Genomic DNA, 18,831 nt, shown 5'->3' on the forward strand with positions numbered 1-18,831 from the left:
CCGGCGCCGAGATAGAGATTGCGGCCGAAAATGCGCAGCGGGCTTGAGCTTGCGACCTGCGGAAAATCGAAATGCATGGCGCGGGGCGCGTTGATGAACACGTGCGAATGGCTGAAACCGAAGCCCGGGTTCATCGTCCAGATCTCATATTGGGTGAACGGGATGGGTTGCTGCGTCAACGGGTTGATCTTGGGCAATTGGAAATTGACGGCGACGTCAACGGTCTTTGGTCCCTGAATCTGGAACGAATTGGCTTCCGTCGCCGGCTTCATGAAGACCATCGGATTGGGTCCAAAAGCATGCCCCGTCAGGCTCATCCAGTCTCCGGGTCTCGCCGTGTGCGGGGCATTGAAAATGAACGGCTCGGCGAGAGCGGTTCCGCCAAAAATGACAAGCAGGGTTGCGGAGAAGAATGAGCGCATTCGAGCGACGCCGATTCCGGAAAGTCGTCGCGGTATCCGGAAGGAAAAGTTCAACTGCATCTATGGCCTCTCTTGTAATCGTCTGACGACTGAGAAATATCGTCGTGCGTTAATCATGCCTTAACCTTAGCTTTTTGACTTGGGACAAAATGACGCATGTTGATGCATCATAATCGTCAGTCAAAGCTAAAGCATAACTATTTGGGCAGGGTGTCTGCGTCATGACGCAAGCGGGGCATTATTATGCTGCAACGCTGAAGGTTACGGCCGCAAGGTGGCGGGCTGGTGGTCTCTGATCGGGGAATGACCCGGATCTAGAGCGCTTTCCGATCGCATGTGTTCATGCGATCAATCAGAAATCGCTCCAGAGTCAAAAGCTTGAGCATATTCTTCTCGATTGGATTGATTCACTCCAATCGGAATATGCTCTAGCCCCACAGTGCCGGTTTTGCCGGGCGGATCACCGAGCCCTCGTAGGCGAGCCCCTCGGCGCGGTCGGCAGCCAGGATTAGCGGTCCGTCGAGATCGACGAAACGCGCCCGGGCGGCGAGTAGAAGCGCGGGGGCCATGGACAGGGAGGTCGCGACCATGCACCCGACCATGAGGGTGAATCCAAGCCGCTCCGCTGCTTCCGACAAGGCCAGAGCTTCGGTCAGGCCGCCCGTCTTATCGAGTTTGACATTGATCGCGTCGTAGCGATTTCTCAGGGCTTCGAGGCCGGTTCGGTCGTGAACGCTTTCATCGGCGCAGATCGGGATGATGTGGTCGATCGCGGCGAGAGCCGCGTCGTGCTGCGAAGGAAGGGGTTGTTCGACGAGACGGACGCCTGCTTCGGCGCAGGCGTGCAGATTGCGTTCGAGATTGGCTTGCGTCCACGCCTCGTTGGCGTCGACGATGAGGCTTGCGTCCGGCGCCGCGCGCCGCACCTCGCGGATGCGGGCGCCGTCGTCTTCGCCTGCGAGCTTTATTTTGAGAAGCGGCCGGTTGCGCGCCTTTGCCGCAGCCTCCGCCATGTCCCGAGGCGTTCCGACGGAGATCGTGTAAGCGGTCGTCACCGGCGAGGGCGCGTGCTGGCCGGCGATCTGATAGGCGGGAACTCCGGTCCGTTTCGCTTCGAGATCCCAAAGCGCGCAATCCAGCGCGTTTCTCGCCGCGCCCGCGGGAAGAAGGCCTTGCAATCGCGCGCGATCAGCGCCCGCCTCGATGGCGTACCGGACCGACGCGAGCTGAGCGAGAACGGTCTCGACGCTCTCGCCATAGCGGGCGTAGGGCACGCATTCGCCTCGCCCGCGCGCGCCATCGTCTTCGATTGTCGCCATGACCACCATAGCCTCGGTCTTGGCGCCGCGCGATATGACGAATCGCCCGGCGATCGGGAATCGCTCGACGCTGATCGAAAGCAGAGGCATCAATATGGTCCGCACATGTTGAAAAGGCGCTCAAACGCGCGCAGGGGAGCCCTGTTCAGCAAGGTCCGGCAAGGTCCGGTTCGGGCAAGCCGAAAGTCGCCGAGCCCGCGCGGCCCTGTCTGATCGGACTCGAGGGCCGAATTACGAACCTATTGCGGCGGCGGCGTGATCCCGAGGACCGCAGCGACAAGAAGCACCAGGATTCCAAGCAGGAGTTCCGCGGCGACGCTGATGCGAAGCTTGTTGATCTGTTTCATTCCGCAAAGGGTCGCGGCGCGAAGCCGGGGCATCGCGATGAAACGGTTGAACGACGCTAAAGCCAGCATCAGGGCGACGACGCCGATCTTGGTGAACAACACGTCGCCGTAGCCTGTGTCGAACAGCTTGTCGAACGATCCGGCGACGCGAAAGCCGGCATTGGCGATTCCGCTGGCGACGATGAGCGCCACCGCGACGATCGCCATCCACGAGTAACGCGTCAACACGTCGATGGTCCAGATCCGCGCGTCCTCGGGACCGAAATGCCGTTGCTCCACGCAGGCGAAGAGCAGCGGCGGCAGGCCGCCAACCCAGGCGCCGGCGGCGAGCGCATGGATCGCGTAGGCGATGATCATGGCGGCGCCGTAAAGACCCTCGCCGCCCTCATTGGCGTGGCCGAGCCATGCCTGGCTGATGAGGAGGAGCGCGCCAATGTGGAGAAGCGCGGAAAACCATGCCCGGTTTCGCCACGGCAGAAGGGTGACGACGACGGCTGCCGCCAGCAGCGTCAGTCTCAGGACCGACACCGGCCCGAATTGGGTTTCAAAGAAGAAGAGGCGCCAGTTTTCGGGATCGGCGAGATTTGAAAAACCGCTTGTCATGTTCGCCAGGATTCCGGCGAGCCACGCGACTCCCGAGATCGCCGCGACGGGCGCGGCGACGCGAAGGAGTAGTGTCGTCGCGCGCAGGGTTTTGGGCAATCCGCCAGGTCCCGCGAGCAGCCTCTCGCGGCCCATGTAGAACCAGAAGAATGAGGAGCCAAAGAGGACGAAAACCGCGGCGAAGTGGATCCATCGCGAGAGCACGAGGACATGAAAGATCGTGATGATTCCGTCCGGCTGCGAGGGCATGCTTCCCATGTCCGCGGGCGGGGTCGGGGTCGCCTCCGCCGCTTGCGCGGCCAAGGCGAGGATTTGGAAGATCGTCATGGGTCATTTCCGCGCGGCGTAGGCGTTCGCCGGCCATAACGCCGCCCGAACGAGCGCTGCGCCTTGATTCAGGGCGCGACCGTGAACTGGTAGGATCCAGAGGTCGCATGCGTATCGACCGAAACGACGTGCCAACTGACGCGATAGACCCCTGGCCTCAATGCATGGCCAAGAGTGACGGACAAGACGTTCGGGGCCGAAAGCGTCGGCTTTCCGGCTGGAACGGCGCCGCCGCCGACGGCGGCGATCTGCACGCTGGAGAATGCGGCGACGATGTCTTGAGTAAAACTCAGCTGAAGCTGGGCTGGCGCTCCGCTGACGGTCGCGCCCACTCCCGGAATGGCGCGGTCAAGAAACGCGTGAGCGTAAGCTGCGGTCGCGAGCGCGCAGACGAATGCGGCGCCAGAAGCAATCTTAAGGAAACGGATCATCATGCTCTCCTCAGTGACTCATCGCGCTGGTGACGGTCTGTTGCAGGCCGCGCGGCTGGGGCGGACCAAACAGAGGCTTGCCGATCGTGTCCGGGAAGATGTCGTCGAGGAAAAGATCCAGGTTGGCGAGAACGCCGACGTGTTTGCCGCTGGCCAGATTGATGGGAAACTGCGTCGTGACGCCAATCTGGAAATAATTGCCGATGTAGTAGACGCCGGGTCCGACCGTGCCCGTGGTGACGTGGTTGGGCGGCCAGTTGCCGGAAACCGAGGGGCCAATGTTTGAAACCGGCGTGTTGAAGACGCCTTCGAATGTCGGGATGAGGCGGCTGAAGATCTCCGGGACCTCTTTGACGAAGGAGTTCATGTACAAGAGGCTGTACTGAACCGTGAAGCCATAGGTCAGCACGGTCGGGGTCTGGTCGAGCGCGATGAACGGATTGCCGCTGTCGTCGATTTGAAGAGAGTAATCATTGGGATGCGTCGAGAATGTATAGTCGATTTCGCCGGTGACCGCGAAGGGGCGCACCCAGTCGATCGAAGAATCGCCAAAGCCCTTGCCGACATAAAGTTTCGGCGTGATCGCCGTATAGGCGTCGGCGGCGATGGATGAGTTCACGGTTCCGGTGTGGCCCCATTCGGCGCTGATCGCTCCAGCGATGATGAACTCGTGTTCGGGGTTCTGGTAGAAGACGTATTTCAACTGGGTTTCGATGTTGGACCATCCCTGGGCGTAGGAATTGGGTTGCCCCGGATTATAGATCTTCGCCCAATTATATCCTTCCGAGCCGACCGATATGCCGAGATCGGCGGTGATCGTTTTCGCGTATTCCCACCCGACATTGTAGTTCATCGAAGCGAGCGAGCCGTCGAAATTCGCCGATTGTGAAAACGCGAAAGACGGCAGCGTCAGTTCATCGTTGACGCCCGGATCGTCGACCGTGAGCGTCGCGGGAAACAGGCGGTTGCCGACGATGGTGTGGGCGAGCGTCGGGCTGACGCCCGCAAGAAGCGCTATGGCGCTCACCGCGCCCGCGAAGCGAAGAGTGAGATGACGAGACATGATTGATCCTCAATCTGAAAGACGTTCGTTTGGCGCCCGGCGCGTTTGCGGCGCGGGACAGCCGGCAGGCGATCGCAGTCAGATGAGGGCAGGCGGTCCTCGAGGGCGTCCGTCGAACGCGATGGGTCTCGGGCGTAAATCGGCGATTTGTCCGGGAAAAGCGATCTTGGCGCGTATCGTGGGATAATGCGTCTCCAGCGTCGCCGGAGACGGCGACGCGTCGGCGAAGCTTGTCAGGCCGCAACAAAGGCAGCGATCGCCATGGCAGGGACGATGATGTCCGTTTTCGCCGCGCGATTCTCCTCGCGCGTGCTGGCAGTGCAAGGGAGCCGCCGCCCGGACCTGGCTGGCGGATCCGGAATCGATCCAGGTGTGTTGCTGCTGCGCCTGCGCCGCCAGGGGCCGGCCGCTATTTGCAAGAGGGGCGGCGAGAACCAGCAAAACAGCAAGCGCGAGCGCGACATGGCTGCGCCAAAGGCAGGCCGCGAGACGCATCGCGCCACGGAGTTTTTGTGAGTTTCCCGAACCACCCGCCAGCACGACAAGACACCTTGGGCGTGAGCGCCCATTTTCGATTGCAACCGCAGCACGATGGGAGGTTCCTCTTGCCGCCGTCAACCCTAACTCCAGGTGGAGAAGGCCTTGAAACTTCGTTTGCGCCGGGCCGTTGCAATGAAGCAACAAACAGATCTCGGCGAGGGCGCGTTCGCGGCGAATATATGGCGGGGCGGCCTAGAATTCGCCGCATCCAAGACGTAAAAGAGAGGCTTGGCTTTGTCGATCGGTGGAAGACGCGAAGGATGGATTTGCCGGACGATCCGACCTTCACGTGCGAGCGTTCGGGCGACGCCGTGCGTCTCCGGCTCGCCGGACACTGGACTCTCGACGCCTCCGCGGGGCTGGAGACGGAGGCGAGCGCGCTCCTGCGCGAAGCGGGCGCGGCGCGCAAAGCCGTTCTTGATCTTCGCAGCGTCTCGCGCCTCGACACCGCGGGCGCCTGGCTGATCGACAAGACACGCCAGGATCTCGCCGCCAAGGGCGTCGACGCCAGTTTCGAAGCGATCAGTCCAGAATACGGGCTCTTGTTGCAGGAGGCCGGTTACCGCGTCTTTCACGCGCCGCGCCGCAAGCGGGATTTTTATCTTTTCTCGATGCTGGCCGATGTCGGCGAAAGCGTCGCCGAGGCGGGAAGGGATCTCGTCAGAAGCGTCGGCTTTCTTGGCGAAGTGGTGGCCTCGATCGCAAGAAGCGTGATTCACCCCAAGTCCTTCCGCGGCGTCTCGCTGGTTTCCCAGATGGAGACGATCGGCGTGCGCAGCGTGCCGATTATCGCCCTGATCAACTTTCTCGTCGGGGCCATCATCGCGCAGCAGGGCATTTTCCAGTTGCGGCGCTTTGGCGCGGTCATCCTCGCCGTCGATCTTGTTTCCGTTCTGGTCCTGCGCGAACTCGGCGTCCTCATGACCTCGATCATGATCGCGGGCCGGTCGGGTTCGGCGATCACCGCCGAAATCGGCTCAATGAAAATGCGCGAGGAAATCGACGCCCTGCACGTCATGGGCTTGCGGCCTGTCGAAGTCCTGGTCGTTCCGCGGATCCTCGCGCTGATCGTCTGCCTGCCGCTCTTGACCTTCATCGCCGACATGTCCGCCATTTTCGGTGGCATCCTTGTCAGCTGGATCTATGGCGGCATCACGCCGACCAGCTTCATCGCGCTGATTCCCGAGGCGATCGGCGTCAACACCTTCATGGTCGGCATGATCAAGGCTCCGTTCATGGGCCTTGTCATCGGCCTCATCTCCTGCGTCGAGGGCTTCGCCGTCGAAGGCTCGGCGGAATCGCTTGGACGCAGGGTCACGGCATCGGTCATTAAAGCGATTTTCATGGTGGTCGTCGTAGATGGACTGTTTGGCGCCTTTTTCGCGGGAATCCGGTATTGAACCAGCGCTTTGAGGGTCCGCGCATTGAGTGAAGCCTTGTCCACGTTCGGTCCGGCCGACGCCGGCGTCCTCGGCTCCGCGGCCCCGGACGTCGTGATCCGCGTCCGCGACCTTGTCGCGGGTTTTGGCGACAAGATCATCATGAAAGGTCTCGACCTCGATGTTTATCGTGGCGAGGTGCTCGGCGTCGTCGGCGGCTCCGGCACCGGCAAGTCGGTCCTCACGCGGACCATCCTTGGTCTCCTTCCCAAACGCTCGGGACGGATCGAAGTTTTCGGCGCCGATCTCGATGAAGTGTCGGAACGCGAATACGACAGCATCGAACGCCGTATCGGCGTCATGTTTCAGCAGGGCGCCTTGTTTTCGGGCCTCACCGTCAAGCAAAACGTTCAGGTGCCGATGCGCGAGCATCTCGATTTGTCGCCCCGCCTGGCCGACGAGCTCGCGATGCTGAAGATTGAGCTTGTCGGCCTTGCGCTCGACGCCGCCGACAAATATCCGTCCGAATTGTCCGGCGGCATGATCAAGCGGGCGGCGATGGCGAGGGCCCTTGCGCTCGACCCTGAACTCGTCTTTCTGGACGAGCCGACGTCGGGCCTCGATCCCATCGGCGCGGCGGAATTCGACGAATTGATCGGCACGCTGCAAAAGACGCTCGGGCTCACCGTCTTCATGGTGACCCATGATCTCGACAGCCTTTATTCGATTTGCGACCGGATCGCGGCCCTCGCGGAGGGCAAGGTGATCGCGGCGGGCCCAATCGAAACCATGCTCGCGTCAGGTCATCCTTGGCTCAAGGCCTATTTCCATGGCAAAAGGGCGCGCCAGTTCGATCCCGAGAATGTCGCCTGCCGAGCCAAGGCAGGCGCGACGGGACACCTCGGCGAGGCTCGCCTCAATGGCGGGGCTGGCTTCGATAACGCGTCATAGGCAGACGCCGGGTTTTCGATCAAAGGACAAGGACACAGGACCAGTCGATGGAAACCCGCGCAAACTACGCCCTGATCGGGGGGTTCACCCTGGCGGTCATCGCCGCGGCCTTCAGCTTCGTCATCTGGTTTTCGGGCGGCGGCGACAAGCCCGGCGGCCGACACGTCTACAAAGTCGTCTTCACGGGCTCGGTGTCCGGCTTGCTGCGCGGGGCCGCCGTTCTCTTTAACGGCGTCAGGGTCGGCGACGTGACCAGGATCGATTTCGAACCGGACAATCCGACCAAAGTCTACGCTCTCATCGAGATCGACGGCCGCGTCCCGATCCGCACCGACACCAAGGCCCGGCTCGAGGCCACGGGGCTGACTGGCGTCGCCTCGGTCGCATTGTCGGGCGGAAGCGAAGCGGCGGCGCCCCTGCCACCCGGGCCGGACGGAGCGCCGGGCGTGATCATCGCCGACCGGTCGGATTTCCAGGACCTTCTCGAAAAGGCGCGGCAAGTCGCGGGTCAGGCCTCGGAGTTCCTCGACCGGACCAACAAGCTGCTTGACCAGAATTCCGGCTCGATCAACGCGTCGATCAAGAACGCGGAAAAATTCAGCGACGCCCTCGCCGCGAATGCCGGCGGGCTGAAGGATTTCATGGGGGCCATCGCCGATGTCGGAAAATCGATCAAACCGCTGACCGCCAAGCTCGAGACCCTTACGACCGACGCCGACAATGTGGTGAAGGCCGTCGATCCGGCCAAGGTCAAATCCATCATGACGGATTTTTCGGAGATGTCGTCGAAACTCAACTCGGCGTCGAACAAGGTCGACGCGGTCCTGACCAGCCTCAACGGCTTTTTTGCGACGAGCGACTCGAAAGGCGTTTTCGGCGAAGTCGCGGCGGCCGCGAAATCGTTCCGCAAGCTGTCGGACGATCTCGACGCGCGTCTGAAGGAGATCGGAGGCAACCTCGCTCGTTTTACCGGATCGGGATTGCGCCAGTACGAGGCTTTGGCCGTCGAAGGCCGCAAGACGCTGGAAGAACTCAGCCAGGCCATTCGCTCGATCGAAAACAACCCGCAACAGTTCATCTTCGGCAAGAAACAGCAGATTCCCGATTATCCGGCGCGTTGATCCCTTTCCCGCGTGAACTCGCCCCCGGGCGTTTCTGATATTAAAAGCCTTTTAAGACAGGGCGGCTTTTACTGGCCGCTTTGCGCGAAGCGGAACGGATCGGGCATGGCGTGGGACGAGAATGTGGGCGCCATGAGGCGAGAGACGCGTCATGGCGGCGCGTCTTTCATTGCGCTCCTCGCGTCCCTTCTGGCGGCCTTGCCGGGCGGATGCTCCGCGCCGCCAAGAGCGACCTTCGACCTCAGCGCGCCCGATATGAGTTTCAAGGCGCGCGCCGGCCGGCGTGGTCAGGTCGCCGTGGCGGAGCCTTCCGCCATTGCGCCAACCGACTCCGACCGCATTGTCGTGCGCACGAGTTCGGATGCGGTCGCCTATCTCGGCAGCGCGCAATGGGCGGATCAATTGCCGGCGCTGATCCAGAACCGGCTGATCGAGACCTTCGGCAATGCGCATCTGCTGATGGCGGTGGGCAGACCGGGCATTCTTGCCGATTACAAGCTTCAGACCGATATTCGAAGGTTCGAGCTCGATGCGGGGCGCCGCGAAGCGGTGGTCGAGATTTCCGCGCAATTGATCGGACAGAACGACCGGATCGCCGCCGGCAAGATCTTTTCCGCGAGCGCGCCCGCGGCAGGCGATGACGGAGCGAACGTCGCCGCGGCCCTCGACTCCGCGCTCGGCGACGTGATGCGGCAGATCGTGCTTTGGACCGCGCCCCGGATCTGAAATTTCGCCGGCCTCAGACCACGTGGTCCGGCTCCAGCGCGCAGACGGTCTCCCGATCGACCTCGATCTGAAGCGTGACGTGTCCGATGCCAAATCGCCGCCGCAATTCATTTGCCGTCTGCGCGAGAAACGCGTCGCCCGGATGGCCATCCGGCGTCAGGAGATGCGCGGTGAGCGCGGTTTCGCTGGTGCTCATCGGCCAGATATGGAGATCGTGCAGCGCGCTGACTTCCGGCAGGTCGGCGAGGTAGTCGCGCACCTCCGCTGTCGTGATCCCGGCTGGAACTCCGGCGAGCGCCATGGCGAGGCTTTCGCGCAGAAGACCCCAGGTTCCGGCGATGATCAGCGCGCTGATCCCAAGGCTCACCAGGGGATCGATCCACAGCCTGCCGGTCAGCATGATGGCGAAACCGGCGAGGACGACGCCAGCGGAGATCGCGGCGTCCGCCGCCATGTGCAGGAACGCACCACGGATATTGAGGTCGCCCTTGCGTCCGTACGCGAATAAGGCGGCGGTGATGAGATTGATGACCATGCCAATGGCGGCGACCGCCATCATCGCGCCGGCGATGACAGGCTCTGGCCGAAACAGCCGCTCGATCGCGGCATAACCGAGGGCCCCGGTGACGACGAGCAGGAACACTGCGTTGAACAGGGCGGCCATGATCGAGGTCGCGCGCAGCCCGTAGGTGAAGCGCGGCGAAGGCGCCCGCGCCGAGGCGATCGTCGCCGCATAGGCCACGAAAAGCCCGAGCACGTCGGAAAGATTATGCCCGGCGTCGGCAATCAGCGCGACCGAGTGGGCGATGATCCCGTAGATCAGCTCGAGGGCGACGATCAGGAGGTTCAGCGCGATCCCGACGCCGAACCTGTAGCCGAAAGTGGCCGGCGCGTGGGCATGGGAATGGGAGTGGGAATGGCCCGGGCGATGATGATGAGGAGGGCCATGGGGTTCGCCAGATTCGTCTTCGATGTGATGATCGTGCGAATGGCTCATCTGATATCCATCGTTCCGGCTCGCGCCGCCAGATCCTGCGTCAGGCGCGCTTCCTATATCATTTCGTGGCCTGAATCATCCCTTCAGAGCGCTTTCCGATCGCATGAAGTCATGCGATCGATCGGAAATCACTTCAAATTCAAAGGCTTGAGCATATTCTTGTCGATTGGATTGATTCAATCCGATCGGAATATGCTCTAAGCTGTCGGCGGCGTAACGAAGTCCCCGAACCTTCCGCCGGAAAGACCAGAGGCTCCTCAAAACCCGCGTCTCCACGAGCGGTCCCGACGCGTTCGAGGTCCTGACGCGTTCGAGGTCCTGACGCGTTCGAGGTCCTGACGCCTTCGAAAGGTGAACATTCCATTGCAATCCGACCCGGTTTCGCCGCCCGCCGTTTTCACCGAAGGCTCTACGATGCGCCATGTCGTGGTCATGACCGCGGCCGCTTCGGTGGGGCTGATATCGATCTTTCTTGTGGACCTTCTGTCGCTTTTGTACGTCTCGCGGCTCGGCGACGCCAACCTGACGGCGGCCGTCGGCTTCGCGACGCAGGTGATGTTTTTTTCGGTCTCGATCTGCATCGGCCTGTCGATCGCGATCGGCGCGCTCGTCTCGCGGGCGATCGGCGCGGGCGACAGGCCGGCGGCGAGACGGTTCGCCGCGTCCGGCCTCGTCCACGTCGTTCTCGTGACGGCCTTCGTCAGCAGCGCCGCATGGCCGCTGCGGCGGGAGATCCTGATGCTGTTCGGGGCGCGGGGGGAGGCGCTTGACGTGGGCGCGACCTATCTCGCGATCACGCTGCCGGTGACTGTTTTTCTCGGTCTTGGCATGTCCCTCGCCGGCATCCTGCGGGCTATCGGCGACCCGCGCAGGGCGATGTATGTCACCCTTGCGGGCGCTCTCGCCACGGCGGCGCTGGACCCTGTCTTCATCTTTGGCTTCGGCCTCGGCGTCAACGGCGCCGCCATCGTCACGATCATCTCCCGGATCATTTTCGTCGTCGTCGGTCTTCACGGCGCCTCCCGCAAGCATCGGCTCATCGCGCGCCCGAGCGCGGCGGCGGCCATCGCCGACGTTCCGGCGATGATGGGGATCGCGGTCCCCGCGATTCTGACCAATCTGGCCGCGCCGGTGGCGGGCGCCTATTCGATGCGGATTTTTTCGCAATTCGGCGACGCCGTCGTGGCGGCTTTCGCCATCATCGACCGGGTCAATCCGGTCGCGTTCGGCGTGCTCTTCGCGCTGTCTGGTTCGGTCGGCCCGATCATGGGCCAAAATCTCGGCGCGAAGCTGATCGGCCGGGTCCGGCAAGTGCTCACCAATTGCTTCGTCGTCGCCGCGCTTTATGTGGTTGTCGTCGCGCTGGCGTTGCGGCAGGCCGCGCCGCTCGTCGTCGACCTGTTTCACGCCAAGGGCGAAACCGCCGACCTCGTGACCTTCTTTTGCGCCTACGGGGGCCCGCTCTGGCTGTTTCTTGGCGCCATTTTCGTCGCCAACGCGGCCTTCAACAATCTCGGCTTTCCGTTCCTTTCAACCTTGTTCAACTGGGGCCGGGCGACGCTTGGCGCGATCCCCTTCGTGACCTTCGGGGCGGCGCATTACGGTCCCGAAGGCGGCTATCTCGGCCTCATCGCCGGTTCGGCCCTTTTCGGCGTCGGCGCCGTCGTCGCCGCCTATTGGGTGACGGGGCGGCTCGCAAAGAACCACAAAGATGCGTAAGATCGTCCGCCGGCGAAGTTCGGCGGAATAAAAAAACCGGGAGGACCAAAATGTTCAATCTCTACGAGATCTTGCAAAGCGCTCATGGCGGGGAGGCGATCGAAAATCTGGCGAAGCAGTTCAACATCTCGCCCGATGAGGCCGACGCCGCCGTCAAGGCGCTCACCCCCGCACTGTCGGAGGCCTTTTTGAGCAAGTCATCCGAGCCGCTCGCTCTCGGCTCGATTTTCAGCGCAATGGAAGAGGGCCAGCACGCTCTGGCCTTCGCCGATCCCGCGGCGTCGCAGTCCAGCACCACGATCGAGAAGGGCGCGGAAATCCTGAGCCAGATCTTCGGCGAGCGCCATGTGGACGAAGCCGTCGTGCAGCGGGCTTCCGCGGCCAGCGGCGTCGCCCCCGACCTGCTTGAACGAATGCTGCCCGTCATTGCCTCGATGCTTTTCGGCGGCATGTCGAACTCCCTTAAAAATCAGGGTCTTGGCCCAATCCTCGCCCAATTGACGCAGGCTTCGGGGCAGGGCGGTCTTGGTTCGATCCTTGGCCAGGTCCTCGGCGGCGGCCAGCCTGAACCCGCGCCGGCTCCCTCAGCTCCCGCTCCGGCGCCCTCGCCGTCCGGACTTGGCGGAATTCTCGGGTCCATATTGGGAGGGCTTTTGTCGCGTTCAAGCTCGGCTCCAGCTCCGTCCGCGCCCGCGCCCGCGCCCGCGCCCCAGGCTCCCGGAATTGACATGACATCGATTCAAGCGGCGCTCGAGGCGCTGAACAAGATGCTTCAGCCTGGGACCCCGCCCGCGGCGCCGACCGCGCATGCGGGGTTGAACAAGGAAATCGGCGACATTCTCGATCACAAGGCCTGAATCGGTCCGGGCCTTCGGGAACGGGGCCCGGCGTTTTCTGAGCGGTTGCGCCGCAGAGGAAAGCCAGCCGTTCAATTCTCTTGCATTGCCCCCTCGCGCGCTCTCGCCTATGAAGTTGCGCGGTGCGTTTGGGAGCGCGCGCGCTTCCCTCCGCATCGCATTGACCGGCGTAAACGAAAGCAGACGATGGCCCGCGACGTTTCGGATTCAACGCCCATCGGGTCGCGTGACGAACTCGTCGCCTGGATCGAAGCGGGTTCGCGACCGCCCGAAGACTTCAAAATCGGCACCGAACACGAAAAAATTCCCTTCTATAAGGACAATAAATCTCCGGTCCCCTATCACGGCGGCGCTTCGCGCTGCGGGGTCGGATCGCTCCTTCGCGCGATGGAGCGCGGACTGGGATGGGCTCCGATCAATGACGGGCCCAATATCATAGGGCTCTTCGACGACAAAAGCGGCGGGGCGATCTCGCTCGAACCCGGTGGGCAATTCGAACTTTCGGGCGCGCCGGTCGACTCGATCCATGCGACGAAATCCGAACTCGAGGAGCATTTCACCGCGCTCGAGGTCATCGCCGGGCCCTGCGGCATCGGATTCCTTTCGCTTGGCATGAGTCCCAGATGGAGCCTCGCCGAGACGCCGATGATGCCGAAGCAGCGTTACGCGATCATGGCGGGCTATATGCCGAAGGTCGGCTCCCACGGCCTCGACATGATGTTCCGGACCGCCACCGTGCAGGCCAATTTCGATTTTTCCGGCGAAGCCGACATGGTCAAGAAATTGCGCGTTTCGCTGGCGCTGCAGCCGCTCGCGACGGCGCTGTTCGCCAATTCGCCTTTCACGGATGGAAAGCTGAACGGGTTCTTGTCCATGCGTTCCGAGATCTGGCGCGACACCGATCGCAATCGCACGGGGATGCTGCCGTTCGCCTTCGAGCCCGGAATGGGATTTGAGCGCTACGTCGATTATGCGCTCGACGTGCCGATGTATTTCGTCAAACGCGGCGGGGAGTACCACGACGTCGCGGGCGCGAGCTTTCGCGATCTGCTCGCCGGCGCCCTTCCTCAGATGCCCGGCGAACAGGCGACCCTTTCGGATTGGGCCAATCACCTGTCGACGATTTTCCCCGAAGTGCGCTTGAAGCGCTACCTTGAGATGCGCGGCGCCGACGCTGGTCCGAGGCCGTTCCTGACCGCGCTTCCCGCCCTTTTCACGGGCCTTTTTTATGATTCCCCGGCGCTCGACGCCGCCTTCGATCTCGTCAAACCCTGGACGGCGGAAGCGCGTGAGACACTGCGCGCGGACGCGCCGCGGCTGGGGCTTGAAGCAACCATCGCCGGCCGCAAACTGCGCGATGTGGCCAGCGACGTTCTCGGTTTTGCTCGGGCGGGTCTTGCGCGGCGCGACCGGCGCGACTCGGAAGGCCGGGACGAAACCTGCTTTCTCGATCCGCTGGACGAGGTGGTCGCCGCGGGCACGCAGGCCGAGGCGCTGATCGGCCGATACAAAAGCGAATGGGGCGGAAGCGTCGCTCCGGCCTTTGAGGAATGCGTCTATTGAGCTAACCTGTCGCGCAGGGCCTTGACCCCTGTCGCGCTCGCGACGACGTTCCTATATGCTTTGGCGCTGCTTACAGGTTTTTCATCTAAGCCAATGCGGGGGCGCGTATGCGTGCGTCGGCGTCAGAGCAGGAAAATTTGTTGATCAATCGCTCGTCCGGCGCCGGCTCGCCGGAAGTCCCGGAATTTCTCCGGCATGGCGGCGAAATGGGCGCGAGGATCGGCGCGAGCGACTGGTCCGGCTCGTCGCTCGGCCCCGTTTCGCAGTGGCCAGCGGCCCTGAAGAATGCGCTCGGCCTTGTCCTTCCCTCCGAGGCCCAGATCGTGTTGTTCTGGGGTCCGGACTATGTCGCATTCTACAACGACGCCTATGCGCCCTCGATTGGCGACAAGCATCCGCGCGCGCTGGGGCGCCCCGCCGCGGAAAGCTGGACGGAATTGTGGGACGATCTTGAACCGATGTTGAGCCAGGTGCGGACGACCGGGAAAACGGTGTTCGCCAAAGATCGGCCGTTCGATATCGAACGGCGCGGCTATCGTGAAAAAGTGTCCTTCGACATTTCCTATTCCGCCCTCCGCGACGAGACCGGCGGGATCGGAGGGGTGCTCTGTATCGTGAGCGAGACGACCGAACGGGTCCTCGCCGAGCGCCGCGTCGCGTTCCGGAGCGAACTTTGGGACCGGCTTCGCGCATCAAGCGATCCAAGGGAGGGGATCGCCACGGCCGCGGCGATGCTCGGGCGTCACCTTGACGCGTCCTGCGCCGGTTATGCCGAATTCGATGCGGAGTCCGGCCTCGCGATAGTGGCGGACGATTGGTCGGCGCCGGGGTTCGCGAGCATTGCCGGCGTTCACCGCCTCGACGATTTCGGCTCCGGCCTGGCGGACGAACTGCGCGCGGGGCGGACGGCGGTCATCTTCGACGCCGCGACCCACCCTCTGACCGGCGGCGCCGCCGTGGCTTATGCGCTGATCAGAACGCGCGCGCTGATCTGCGCCCCCGTCGTGAGGGATGGCGTTCTTGCGGGCCTGATGTTCGTCCTCAACGAGCGCTCGCGGCGATGGACGGAGGGCGATGTTCTGCTCGTCAAGGAGGTCGCCGAACGCACCTTCGCCTCGGCGGAGCGGGCCCGCGCGGAGTCCCGTCTGCGCGAAAGCGAAGCGCGCTTCCGCAACCTTGCCGACAGCGCGCAGGTCATGGTCTGGATGACGGCGGCCGACGGAGCATGCACTTACCTGTCGCGATCCTGGTATGAGTTCACCGGACAGACGCCTGAGACGGGGCTTGGCTTCGGCTGGCTCGACGCTATTCATCCCGACGACGCGGCCGAGGCGGCGCGGGACGCCGTCGAGGCCAACTCCAAGCATGAGCCGATCAATCTCGAATATCGCCTTCGCGTGGCGGACGGACAATATCGTTGGGTCATCGACGTTTCCGCGCCTCGTTTCGGGCCGGATGGAGCCTTTCTCGGCTACGTCGGATCGGTCATGGACATCAGCGAGCGCAAACGCACAGAGGCGGACCTTGCGATCAGCGAACAGCGGTTCCGCGCAGCTGTGGATGCGGTGCAGGGCATCCTCTGGACCAATGACGCGAGCGGCCGGATGAGAGGCGAGCAGCCCGGCTGGGCCGCGCTGACCGGGCAGACGTTCGACGAATATCAGAGCCTTGGCTGGTCGAACGCCATTCACCCCGACGACGTGCGGCCGACGGTCGAGGCGTGGAACGCCGCGGTGGCGGGGTGCAGGACGTTCATTTTCGAGCACCGCGTGCGACGGCATGACGGCGAATGGCGGCGTTTTTCGGTCCGCGCTGTTCCGGCGCTGGTGGGCGAGGAAGGGTCTGTCCGCGAATGGGTTGGCGTGCACACCGACGTGACGGAGCAACGCGCGGCGGAAAGCGCGCTGCTCGACCTTTCGATGACCCTCGAAGAACGCGTGCAGGCGGCGACCGCCGAGCGGGAGAGCGCGCTCGCCCAGCTGCACGAGATGCAGAAACTCGACATGATCGGGCAAATGACCAGCGCCGTGGCGCATGATTTCAATAACCTGCTGACGCCGATTGTCGGGGGTCTCGACATCATTCGCGAGAAAATTGAAGGCGACGCGCGGGCGCAAAGGCTGGTGGCCGGAGCGCAGCAGGCGGCCGAGCGCGCGACGACGCTGATCTCGCGCCTGCTCACCTTCGCCCGGCGCCAGCATCTTGAGCCGCGCGCCGTCGATTTAGCCGGCCTTGTGGCGGGAATCGAAGATCTGATCTCCCGCTCTGTCGGGCCGGGGGTTCGACTCGAACTCGAGCTTGCGCAGGATTTGCCGGCCGTTCGCGTCGACGCGAATCAGCTTGAACTCGCAATCCTCAATCTCGCGGTCAACGCGCGCGACGCGATGTCCGGCGAGGGCGTCCTGACGATTCGCGTCGATAAGCCTGACGAAAGAGCGCCTGATCGTCCGCCGCATCTCGAGCCGGGAGCCTATGAGCGGGTTCGCGTCATCGATACGGGTTGCGGGATGAACGGCGAAACTTTGAAGCGCGCCGTCGAGCCGTTCTATTCGACGAAAGATATTGGCAAGGGCACCGGTCTTGGACTTTCGATGGTGCATGGCCTCGCCGCGCAGTCGAGCGGGGCCCTCGCGATCCAGAGCGAACCCGGCCGCGGAACGCAAATAGCTCTTTGGCTTCCGCTGGCGAGCGACGCGGACGCCGGCAGATTGGACGAGAGCGACGAGCCTGTTGTTCTGGCTCGCCGAATGTCGATCCTGCTCGTCGACGACGATGAACTCGTCCGGACGGGAACGATGGAGATGCTGATCGAGATGGGGCATGAGGTTTGCGCGGCGGAGTCCGGCGCGCAAGCCCTTGAGCTGCTCAGCCGCGACAGCGGCATCGACGCGCTCCTGACCGATTACCTCATGCCGGCGATGACGGGGGCGGAACTGGCCGTGAAAGCGCGGGCGATCCGACCTAGCCTCCCCGTTCTTTTGATCACCGGCTACGCCGACCTCGCTCAAGGGGTGGGGCTCGGATTGCCGAGGCTGGCGAAGCCATTCCGGCAAACGCAACTTGCGTCGGCGATCGTCAGCGCGATCCAGAACGCCATCGGATCCTAGCGCACATTCTTGTCGATGGGATTGAATCCATCCCATCGGAAAGCGCTCTCTTGCGCAGAAGCCTACTTGGCCTCGGGGTGATGCTGGCGCGTCTTGGCCGCGCGGCGGCGGCGGGAGCGGGCGAGACTCCGGTGCGGATTCAGTGTCGCCTGCGCCTTTGTCTCGGAAGCGCCCGAGAGGATCAGCAAAGAAATCGCGGCCCTGGCCAGGGCGCCAGATAAGAAAGAGCGGCGAGGCAACATCTTGAACGTTCCTTCCATCATGAGGGCCGGTACGCGGCGGCCTTTAGAGCGCTTTCCGATCGCATGAAGTCATGCGATCGATCAGAAATCGCTCCAAGGTTAAATGCTTGAGCATATTCTTGTCGATGGGATTGATTCAATCCGATCGGAATATGCTCTAGACGACCTTTGAGAGGTTCTGCTTTCTTTGGCGGCGTTGGCTGAATTAGCTTATTCCGCCTCACGCTCATGAGGCGGAAAAGACGGACGCCGCCGACGTTGTGAAACTATCACCGGAAAAATCAATCATCAAGACGAAGACCGCTTTGATCCGGGCCGGTCTTCGGTCGCGGCGCGCCAGCGCCGTGGGAGGAAGCCGGGAATTCCATGGCCTGTGGGCGGGAATTCCATGGCCTGTGGGATTGTCTTGAGGGCTCATCTTTGGCAAGCATGGTGCTGCTTGGATGATCTCCCGAACGGGTTGTGAAATTCGAGCGATGCGCGGGAACCATGCGGACCAGTATGATCCGACGCGTCATCAGCTTGAACAGTCATTGAGGAGGCGTCATGAGCGACCCGCGATTGTCAGAAGACGAATTGAAGCCGAAGGGACTGCTCAATACGCAGTTCATGCGGCGCGAGGGGCCTTATCTCATTCTGCTGGCCTTGACGGTCCTTGGCATCGCCATGACTGGCGTCGCGCGTTATCCTGTCAATTTGTACTGGGAGCTCATGACTCCCATCATCGCACTCGTCTGCATGTACACGGCGTGGCCCGACACTCCCGACAAGAGCGCGCAATGGCGGCTGATCTGGCGGCAGGTTCTGCATTGGCTCGCGTTTCTGATCGCGATGAACCTCGCGCTACTGCCCGACGTGCAGCGGCTGATTCATCCGCGAGGCGTCTCGCTGATGATTCTGCTTCAGCTGGCCCTCGGCACCTTCGTCGCGGGCGTGCATATCTCTTCCTGGCGGGTTTGTTTCCTTGGCGTCGCCATGGCGGTTGGCGTGCCCACCATCGCCTGGGTCGAGCGGTCGGCTTTCGCGATTGTGGGAATTATCGCCCTGATCGGCCTGTTTCTGGCGTTTCGAGGTTCTCGCGACGAGAAATCGCGCTGACAACCCTTTGAGCGAATTC

The 18,831-nt window shown here is 62.8% G+C and carries 17 protein-coding genes; 10 read left to right on the forward strand and 7 right to left on the reverse strand.

The window, feature by feature from the left end; all coding sequences use genetic code 11:
* From BM177_RS02850 to BM177_RS02870, 5 genes are all read right to left on the reverse strand, one after another.
* Positions 1-422 (reverse strand): hypothetical protein (locus tag BM177_RS02850; protein ID WP_139223486.1); only part of this gene is annotated, 422 nt, incomplete at its 3' end.
* Positions 423-850: 428 nt separating this feature from the next.
* Positions 851-1,831 carry an N-acetyl-D-Glu racemase DgcA gene (dgcA, locus tag BM177_RS02855; RefSeq protein WP_091677638.1) on the reverse strand — a complete coding sequence of 327 codons (981 nt, stop codon included), beginning with the start codon at positions 1,829-1,831 and terminating at the stop codon, positions 851-853.
* A 149-nt stretch (positions 1,832-1,980) separates the two neighbouring features.
* Positions 1,981-3,018, reverse strand: a complete 1,038-nt coding sequence (locus BM177_RS02860) for a CopD family protein (protein WP_091677642.1) — start codon at positions 3,016-3,018, stop codon at positions 1,981-1,983.
* A gap of 68 nt (positions 3,019-3,086) precedes the next feature.
* Complete coding sequence (locus BM177_RS02865) at positions 3,087-3,449, reverse strand: copper resistance CopC family protein (protein WP_091678685.1); 363 nt, start codon at positions 3,447-3,449, stop codon at positions 3,087-3,089.
* Positions 3,450-3,459: 10 nt separating this feature from the next.
* Positions 3,460-4,512 carry a hypothetical protein gene (locus tag BM177_RS02870; RefSeq protein WP_091677646.1) on the reverse strand — a complete coding sequence of 351 codons (1,053 nt, stop codon included), beginning with the start codon at positions 4,510-4,512 and terminating at the stop codon, positions 3,460-3,462.
* Positions 4,513-4,785: 273 nt separating this feature from the next.
* Between BM177_RS02870 and BM177_RS19410 the strand changes: the two genes are divergently transcribed.
* The 5 genes from BM177_RS19410 to BM177_RS02895 all read left to right on the forward strand — a co-directional run bounded on the left by BM177_RS19410 (position 4,786) and on the right by BM177_RS02895 (position 9,229).
* The gene (locus tag BM177_RS19410; protein ID WP_139223487.1) at positions 4,786-5,028 is read left to right on the forward strand and encodes a hypothetical protein; all 243 of its coding nucleotides are present in this window, start codon (positions 4,786-4,788) and stop codon (positions 5,026-5,028) included.
* A gap of 284 nt (positions 5,029-5,312) precedes the next feature.
* Complete coding sequence (locus tag BM177_RS02880) at positions 5,313-6,452, forward strand: ABC transporter permease (RefSeq protein WP_091677656.1); 1,140 nt, start codon at positions 5,313-5,315, stop codon at positions 6,450-6,452.
* Positions 6,453-6,593: 141 nt separating this feature from the next.
* Positions 6,594-7,382 (forward strand): ATP-binding cassette domain-containing protein, encoded by a 789-nt coding sequence (locus BM177_RS02885; protein ID WP_175492494.1) that lies wholly within the window; start codon positions 6,594-6,596, stop codon positions 7,380-7,382.
* Between the two features lie 47 nt (positions 7,383-7,429).
* Positions 7,430-8,503 carry an MlaD family protein gene (locus tag BM177_RS02890; RefSeq protein WP_091677663.1) on the forward strand — a complete coding sequence of 358 codons (1,074 nt, stop codon included), beginning with the start codon at positions 7,430-7,432 and terminating at the stop codon, positions 8,501-8,503.
* A 105-nt stretch (positions 8,504-8,608) separates the two neighbouring features.
* The gene (locus BM177_RS02895) at positions 8,609-9,229 is read left to right on the forward strand and encodes an ABC-type transport auxiliary lipoprotein family protein (RefSeq protein ID WP_091677666.1); all 621 of its coding nucleotides are present in this window, start codon (positions 8,609-8,611) and stop codon (positions 9,227-9,229) included.
* 13 nt (positions 9,230-9,242) lie between these two features.
* Here BM177_RS02895 and BM177_RS02900 read toward each other — a convergent pair whose 3' ends face one another.
* Positions 9,243-10,226, reverse strand: a complete 984-nt coding sequence (locus BM177_RS02900; protein ID WP_091677670.1) for a cation diffusion facilitator family transporter — start codon at positions 10,224-10,226, stop codon at positions 9,243-9,245.
* Between the two features lie 363 nt (positions 10,227-10,589).
* Here BM177_RS02900 and BM177_RS02910 point away from each other — a divergent pair, with 363 nt between their 5' ends.
* From BM177_RS02910 to BM177_RS02925, 4 genes are all read left to right on the forward strand, one after another.
* Positions 10,590-11,945 (forward strand): MATE family efflux transporter, encoded by a 1,356-nt coding sequence (locus tag BM177_RS02910; protein ID WP_244532067.1) that lies wholly within the window; start codon positions 10,590-10,592, stop codon positions 11,943-11,945.
* Between the two features lie 50 nt (positions 11,946-11,995).
* Entirely contained in the window at positions 11,996-12,802 is an 807-nt protein-coding gene (locus BM177_RS02915) for a DUF937 domain-containing protein (RefSeq protein ID WP_091677678.1), read from the forward strand.
* Positions 12,803-12,988: 186 nt separating this feature from the next.
* Positions 12,989-14,365, forward strand: coding sequence for a glutamate--cysteine ligase (locus BM177_RS02920; protein WP_091677681.1), 1,377 nt, complete (start codon positions 12,989-12,991; stop codon positions 14,363-14,365).
* A gap of 140 nt (positions 14,366-14,505) precedes the next feature.
* Positions 14,506-17,472 (forward strand): PAS domain S-box protein, encoded by a 2,967-nt coding sequence (locus tag BM177_RS02925; protein WP_175492475.1) that lies wholly within the window; start codon positions 14,506-14,508, stop codon positions 17,470-17,472.
* Between the two features lie 62 nt (positions 17,473-17,534).
* On the opposite strand, the gene BM177_RS02930 is transcribed toward BM177_RS02925, so the two are convergent.
* Positions 17,535-17,714 carry a hypothetical protein gene (locus BM177_RS02930; RefSeq protein WP_139223488.1) on the reverse strand — a complete coding sequence of 60 codons (180 nt, stop codon included), beginning with the start codon at positions 17,712-17,714 and terminating at the stop codon, positions 17,535-17,537.
* Between the two features lie 546 nt (positions 17,715-18,260).
* On the opposite strand from BM177_RS02930, the gene BM177_RS02935 reads away from it, so the two are divergent.
* Complete coding sequence (locus BM177_RS02935; RefSeq protein ID WP_091677691.1) at positions 18,261-18,812, forward strand: hypothetical protein; 552 nt, start codon at positions 18,261-18,263, stop codon at positions 18,810-18,812.
* Positions 18,813-18,831: the final 19 nt, after the last annotated feature.

The organism is Methylocapsa palsarum (genome assembly GCF_900114285.1).
GTDB lineage: Bacteria > Pseudomonadota > Alphaproteobacteria > Rhizobiales > Beijerinckiaceae > Methylocapsa > Methylocapsa palsarum.